Annotated in this window: 10 protein-coding genes and 1 pseudogene; all 11 read left to right on the plus strand. The window is 38.4% G+C overall.

Translation table 11 applies throughout. The features are described 5' to 3' along the window. Nucleotides 1-232 precede the first annotated feature (232 nt). The 11 genes and pseudogenes from HPY79_12015 to HPY79_12065 all read left to right on the plus strand — a co-directional run bounded on the left by HPY79_12015 (nucleotide 233) and on the right by HPY79_12065 (nucleotide 6625). Nucleotides 233-373: a hypothetical protein gene (locus HPY79_12015; protein ID NSW46530.1), complete on the plus strand. Its 141-nt coding sequence runs from the start codon at nucleotides 233-235 to the stop codon at nucleotides 371-373. Between the two features lie 17 nt (nucleotides 374-390). Further along, a complete protein-coding gene (locus tag HPY79_12020; GenBank protein ID NSW46531.1) occupies nucleotides 391-1020 on the plus strand; it encodes a hypothetical protein in 630 nt (209 codons plus the stop codon). Nucleotides 1021-1146: 126 nt separating this feature from the next. After that, complete coding sequence (locus tag HPY79_12025; protein ID NSW46532.1) at nucleotides 1147-1560, plus strand: transcriptional repressor; 414 nt, start codon at nucleotides 1147-1149, stop codon at nucleotides 1558-1560. A gap of 82 nt (nucleotides 1561-1642) precedes the next feature. After that, nucleotides 1643-2167 (plus strand): hypothetical protein, encoded by a 525-nt coding sequence (locus HPY79_12030; protein NSW46533.1) that lies wholly within the window; start codon nucleotides 1643-1645, stop codon nucleotides 2165-2167. A 51-nt stretch (nucleotides 2168-2218) separates the two neighbouring features. Beyond that, nucleotides 2219-2452 (plus strand): SHOCT domain-containing protein, encoded by a 234-nt coding sequence (locus HPY79_12035; protein NSW46534.1) that lies wholly within the window; start codon nucleotides 2219-2221, stop codon nucleotides 2450-2452. A gap of 11 nt (nucleotides 2453-2463) precedes the next feature. Beyond that, complete coding sequence (locus HPY79_12040) at nucleotides 2464-2850, plus strand: DUF302 domain-containing protein (protein NSW46535.1); 387 nt, start codon at nucleotides 2464-2466, stop codon at nucleotides 2848-2850. A gap of 44 nt (nucleotides 2851-2894) precedes the next feature. Next, nucleotides 2895-3362, plus strand: a complete 468-nt coding sequence (locus tag HPY79_12045) for a hypothetical protein (GenBank protein NSW46536.1) — start codon at nucleotides 2895-2897, stop codon at nucleotides 3360-3362. 5 nt (nucleotides 3363-3367) lie between these two features. Beyond that, nucleotides 3368-4162, plus strand: a complete 795-nt coding sequence (locus HPY79_12050) for a cation transporter (protein NSW46537.1) — start codon at nucleotides 3368-3370, stop codon at nucleotides 4160-4162. Between the two features lie 7 nt (nucleotides 4163-4169). Then, a complete protein-coding gene (locus tag HPY79_12055) occupies nucleotides 4170-5060 on the plus strand; it encodes a cation transporter (GenBank protein NSW46538.1) in 891 nt (296 codons plus the stop codon). Between the two features lie 524 nt (nucleotides 5061-5584). Further along, nucleotides 5585-6246: pseudogene (locus tag HPY79_12060) on the plus strand (hypothetical protein). 205 nt (nucleotides 6247-6451) lie between these two features. Further along, a complete protein-coding gene (locus HPY79_12065) occupies nucleotides 6452-6625 on the plus strand; it encodes a hypothetical protein (GenBank protein ID NSW46539.1) in 174 nt (57 codons plus the stop codon). Nucleotides 6626-6734 lie beyond the last annotated feature (109 nt).

A 6734-nucleotide genomic window follows, 5' to 3' on the forward strand; every position in this document is an offset into this window, starting at 1 on the left:
AATGCATCATCGCTCGTATTACCCTTGACAAATTCGGAGCGTGGGCTAACTTTGCTTAACCAGAATGACAATAAAAATGTCCTAAACCTTTTTTAGAATTCTGTCCAAAGAATAGGGGGTCAAACCAGAACTTAATGATAATAATAAAATCACTACAATTAAAATTGATGAAAGAAAAACCGTAATCTGTTTTGTTGAGCATAAAGAAGGTGATAACGAGAAATTGACGACTTTGTTAAACGGAATTAAAGGTGTTGAAGATTTTAAGTTATATCGTAAATCGAACCAGGTACTGATTGAATACAATCCAAAACAAATTGCGTATAGCGAATTGGAGGCAAAAGTTAAAAATGCAGGATTTATATTGGAATAAAATAGGAGGATAGAAAAATGAAACGAAATAAATTATTTACTGGCATGAAAAATACAAAAGTTATTTTTTTAATGGTAGCAGTAGTTGGATTCCTTTTTTATTCATGTAACAAGGAAGAAGAAACACCCTTGGATAATACTTTAGCTTCCAGCGTAATCGGCACATATACAGGTACTCTTAAGAGTACAGCTACTAATCAGTCCAGTCCGGCGACATTAAATGTAACGCTAATAAACGATAGCTTAGTTAGTATGCATTGTTTGTCCTACAATTTTGATTCAACCTTTACAATGCAACTATACCAAAACTATGACAGCATTATGGTGTGTTATACCGGACAAGATTTTTTTGCTGAATATGGACATAATCGCAATAATTATGATTTTTGCACAAACCGCCAATCCGGTTGGACAAATAACGCCTGGATGAACGATGGCAATTGCTGGGGAAATATGAATCAAGGTTGGGGCAACAGCAACTGGGCGGGAACTGACCAATGGAACGCCTGGACCAATCACATGAATACCCAACACAATCAAAATGACAATCATTTTGGGGGATTTAATCCAAAAATGAATTCATGTATTTTCAAATTTACAATTCAGAACAATTCCAATTATTTTGAAGTATTTGAAGGAGTCAAGTAATTAAAGATGTGGGTAGTACAGCAATTGAAGTTGTAAAGATAAATCCCGTAAGGTTATTAAACATTTTTATGTAAATTTGGGGTATAAAAGCACTAAATAATATTTGTCTCATAAATATTTGTAGGAATGGATAATAAAGAAATTGAACAAAAACTCGAATCGAAAAACGTCAAACCAACAGCCATGCGCACCCTGGTTTATAAAACACTTGCGGAATCCGGGAAAGCGCTGAGCCTGGCGGAATTGGAGCAACGATTTGAAAAAGTGGAGCGTTCAACCATTTTCAGGGCGCTTAAATCATTTGAGGACAATTTCATTGTACATACCGTTGATGATGGTTCAGGTTCGGTGAAGTATGCCGTTTGCGATGATGAATGTACCTGTAATATACATGACCTGCACGTTCATTTTTATTGTACCCGTTGCGGCAGAACACGTTGCATGAAAGAACTTCCAATTCCCAACATTAAACTGCCTGAAGGCTACACCTACGATAATGCGCAATTCATCATTAAAGGGGTGTGCCCGCGCTGCGATTAAACTTTGCAATAGTGTTGCACTAACTTATTGGTAATTTTGATGTTGAAATTATTAGAATGTCTAACATTAAAAATTATTAATTATGAGAACTGGAAAGTTTAAAATGGCTTTTTTACTTGCAGGATTGATTGTTTTTTCTGCATCGCAGGCAATGGCACAACCTCATTGTTGTAACTCAAACTGGTCGGTAAACGCTAATGCCCAATGGTGGAACAACAATACCCCGGCGGAATATGCCTTATCAGCCGAACAAATTACGGAAATCAATGAGCTACGTAAAAACAGTTACGAGAAAAAGCTTCCAATCGAAAACGAGCTTCGCAGTTTAAGAATAGAATATCAGGCAGCAAACTCAAATCCCGAGCTGGATGTAAAAAAGGTGAAATCACTGAGAAGCACTATCCGCGATAAAGAAGAAAAAATTGAGGATATCAACCTGGAGACAAAAGTTCAGGTAAAAAAACTTCTTACTGAAAAGCAGCTTACCTACTTTAACAACAACAATTACAATTGGTGGGATATGTCGGAAAATTGCTGGCATGCAGGTAATATGGGAATGAATTCTCGTAAACAGATGATGATGTCACGTCGCAGCAATTGTTGGTAAACACCAGTTCGGTTTTTAAAAAAACAAGCGATAAAAAGAAAGGAGAATGTTATGATGGATGGATTTGGGTGTCACGGATGGGGAATGGGAATGGGCTGGTGGTGGGTTATAGGGCTCATTATCGTAATTGCCGTTGTTTGGATGGTTGTTAAAGGAATGAGTCAAAATAACCGCCCCGGCAACCTACCCGAAAGTAAGTCGGCGCTCGATATTTTAAAAGAGCGTTATGCCAAGGGAGAAATTGATAAACAAGAATTTGAAGAACGAAAAAAAGATTTAATGTAAAATAAAAAATCATGAAGTATTACATTGAAAAGATAACAGAGTACGGTTTCGATGAAGCTATCGAAAAAGTAACCGAAGAACTGAAAAAAGAAGGTTTCGGGGTGTTGACCGAAATTGATGTACAGGCTACTTTAAAAAAGAAGCTGGACGTAAATTTCAAAAAATACCAGATTTTAGGGGCTTGCAATCCACCCTTTGCTCATGAAGCATTGATAGCGGAAAACAAAATCGGAGCCATGCTTCCCTGCAATGTAATTGTGCAGGAGCTGGATAATGGCAAAACAGAAGTAGCTGCCGTTGACCCGGTGGCTTCCATGCTGGCGGTTCAAAACGACAAATTAAGTGCAATTGCCGAAGAAATCAGGTCGAAACTTCAAAAGGTAATTGAAAGCGTATAATACGGCTGAAATTTTAACCTAAAGTAGTTCAAAAATAATTGAAAATGAGAAAACAACTGTTGTTATTAACCTTCGCACTTTTCTGGGTATTCACAGCGAATGCCCAGGAAGGCGAACGGTTAAAAGTAATCACAGGGGTACGTGTTAACCCTTTTGTGATGTACGATTTTGACGGTAACAAAACGGAAATAACGCGTATCCATGCCGAGTTGGGCGCCATGTTCAATAATAAAACCTACCTGTCGGTGGGATACACGCCCTTTGCCAATACCATCTACAATTTTAACGAATACTGGTTTGTAGGGTTCGACAAAAAAATCCCGGTATCGTGGGTTTTGGCGGAAGAGTATATGATAGATGAAAATAAATTCATAGTCCAGACCGGCCTCAATTTCAAATTAGGGAACGTGGGAAATGCGTTTGTATTTCTGTTTACCCCTGTTGATAATATTGACTGGGGCTTGAAAGTGGGCGCTTTTATTCCTTTAAATGTGGTTTTGCATAAAGATTAGTTCACATGTTCAAATCTGTATTTACCATCAGTAAAATGGACTGCCCTTCCGAGGAAACCCTTATCAGGATGAAACTCGAAGGGCTTTCCATGATTAAAAGTTTGGTGTTCGATATTGAAAACCGAAAACTTACTGTCTTTCATTCTGAAGAAAGCTCTGAAATTGAGAATCACCTGAAAGAACTCAATTTAGGGTCGCAACTCCAAGAAACAATTGTTGTCCAAGCGGATGAATTCAAGGACAATTCATCGGTACAATCGAAACTCCTTTGGACGGTTTTGATTATCAACTTTGCATTTTTTATTATTGAAATTACCACAGGTTTTATTTCAAAATCTATGGGCCTGGTTGCCGATTCACTGGATATGCTGGCAGACGCGTTGGTTTATGGCCTAAGCCTTTGGGCAGTTGGCTCAACTGTAACCCGCAAGAAAAAAGTAGCCCGACTAAGTGGCTATTTTCAACTGGCATTGGCACTGATAGGCCTCGTAGAAGTAATACGTAGGTTTATCAGTTTTGAAGAGGTGCCGGATTTTCAAACCATGATAATTGTATCAATACTGGCATTGATTGCGAATTCAGTTTGTCTATATCTGTTGCAAAAGTCAAAGAGCAAAGAAGCACACATGAAAGCTACCATGATTTTTACATCAAACGATATTATTATCAATACGGGCGTTATCCTTGCAGGTGTTTTGGTATTGTTGACCCAATCAAAATATCCCGATTTAATCATTGGGGCAATTGTATTTTTAATCGTGGTCAGGGGGGCTTTCAGGATATTGAAACTTGGTAAATAGACAGAGCATGGCACATTCGCATGAACATACAACTCAAAAAAATTACGGAAAAGCTTTTGCCATTGGCATAGGTTTAAACATCGCCTTTGTTGCTGTTGAAATATTTTACGGTCTGTTAGCCAACTCATCAGCACTATTAGCCGATGCAGGCCACAACGCCAGCGACGTACTGAGTTTGATTTTTGCCTGGGCTGCAATCAGGCTCGCTTCCATAAAACCAAAAGGAAAGTACACATACGGACTTCGCAAAACAACCATTCTTGTATCGATACTCAATGCGTTATTGCTTTTTGGAGCAGTAATAGCAATTGGCTGGGATGCTGTAGGAAAATTCAAAAATCCAGAACCCGTGGCAGGTACGCAAGTGATGATTGTTGCCGGGATAGGCGTAGTAATCAATACCATTACGGCTTTGCTGTTTATGAAAGGCCAAAAAGACGACCTGAACATCAAAGGGGCATTCCTGCACATGGCTGCCGATGCCGGGGTGTCGTTAGGTGTAGTAGCTGCCGGGCTATTGATTAACCTCACCGGAATTCAATGGATTGACCCGGTAATGAGTTTTATCATTATTCTGGTTATTCTTTGGGGTACATGGCGGTTGTTTACTGATTCCATTGATTTAGCGCTGGATGCAGTACCCAAACAAATAAAACTTGATAAAGTACGCAACTTTCTTTTATCCCAAAATGGAGTTAACGATATTCACGATTTACACGTTTGGGCAATGAGTACCAACCAAATAGCTTTAACCGCCCACCTGATAATGCCAAAAGGGTTTAACGATGAATTTATTTCTGAACTGCAGAAGAAACTTGAACACGAATTCGGAATTGGACACACAACCTTTCAAATTGAGAATGAAAGGATTGAAAAGGAATGTAAAACTGATTGTTGAAAACTTTATAGATATGAAAATTCAATACCACTCAATCATAACCTGCCCAAATTGCGGGCATCAAAAAGAAGAAGAAATGCCTGAAGATTCATGCCAGTTCTTCTATGAGTGTGAAAAGTGCAAAGCTGTTATAAAACCCAAAAAAGGCGATTGCTGCGTTTATTGTTCATATGGTTCGGTAAAATGCCCTTCGATACAAAAGAATGAAAGTTGTTGCTGATTTTTTAACAAAACGGAAATGTAACTGAGTTCCTACAAAAAGTATTTTCATTATATTTAACATTTAGTTTTACAAATACAATATCAAGTTGAAAAATAGCAGTTGTAAGTTTGAAAAATGCAATAGTAGAAAGGAAAAAAAGACTGGCAAGTTGGGGAAATATTGCAGTACGGTCGGAAAAATCAATTTCAAATCCGAATAGAGAAAATGTCGGTGGGGGTAACGCAATTGTAAGACTGAAAAACAGAATTGTAAAAGCGAAAAAACCAAATGTAATTAATTATTAACCTTTAAAAATTTAATTATGGCATCACGAACAAAACTTACAGACACAGCAACTTTGGAATTGTACCGGGTAGCTTTGGAAAATGCGGAGACCCAACCTGAAATTGCGGCTATTATGGCTGATTTAGGTTATGATTCAGTAGTTATCGCAGAAGGTAAAGCATTGCTTACAAAAACCCGGACTGCATACGATGCAAACAAAACCGAAGATGATGAAACATCTGCCGCTTACGCAGATTTTTCAAGTAAAAAGGAACAATTGGAGGATATACATTCAACATTCACCGCAAGAAAGCAAAAGTTGTATTCCGTAACGATTCATTAACCGCTGACAAATTGGCAATTTCTGGAACAATGCCACGGACTTATATCAAATGGTTAGAAGCTGCAAAGAAATTTTATTCCGTGGCATCAGCCGATACAGCGGTTCAAGGTAAATTATCCCATTTAAAAATCTCCGTTGACGACTTGACAGCGGCAAACACATTGATTTCTGAATTAGAAACGGCAAGAGCAGTTTACCTGAAAGAAAAAGGGGAATCACAAGATGCAACCAAAGGCAAAGATGCAGCATTTGCAAAGATAGATGATTGGATGAGTGAGTTCTATGCCGTAGCAAAGATTGGTTTAGAGGACAATCCACAACTATTAGAAGCATTGGGCAAAACCATAAGAGGATAGTGGAATTGCCCTCCCTATTTGTAAGCACATTGGCAAGCCCCACGAGCCAACGCACGACCAAAACTTGCCAAAGAGCTTACAAAGCCTGCCCAAGTAACCGCCTTTAAGGGCGGTTTTAGGGTTGCCCTCCCACAAAAAAACAAAATAAATTTGCGCTCCGTTGACAGTTTTGTGCAGATTGAAAAGACAATTAAAGAAACCTTAAATGACTGAAAAACAGACTGGAAGAATCAACGCCCAGTTGCTAACAAAGTGTATAAATCATTGGGCGGATAGTGCTAATTTCAAGGGCGTTACATTTAATAAACTTTGTAGCGGTTTGGCAGTAAAGTGCTTCGAAATGCCCAACGCTTCATACACCAACCGTTATGCACTATAAAATGTGACAGAACAACAACAAATGAACGATTTCAAGATAAAATATAAGATTTGGTTGGAAACCAACGATAATGACGGAATTTTAGGTGACGGGAAATGGAAATTATTAA

The sequence above is a fragment of the Bacteroidales bacterium genome, assembly GCA_013314715.1.
Taxonomy (GTDB): Bacteria; Bacteroidota; Bacteroidia; order Bacteroidales; family GWA2-32-17; genus Ch61.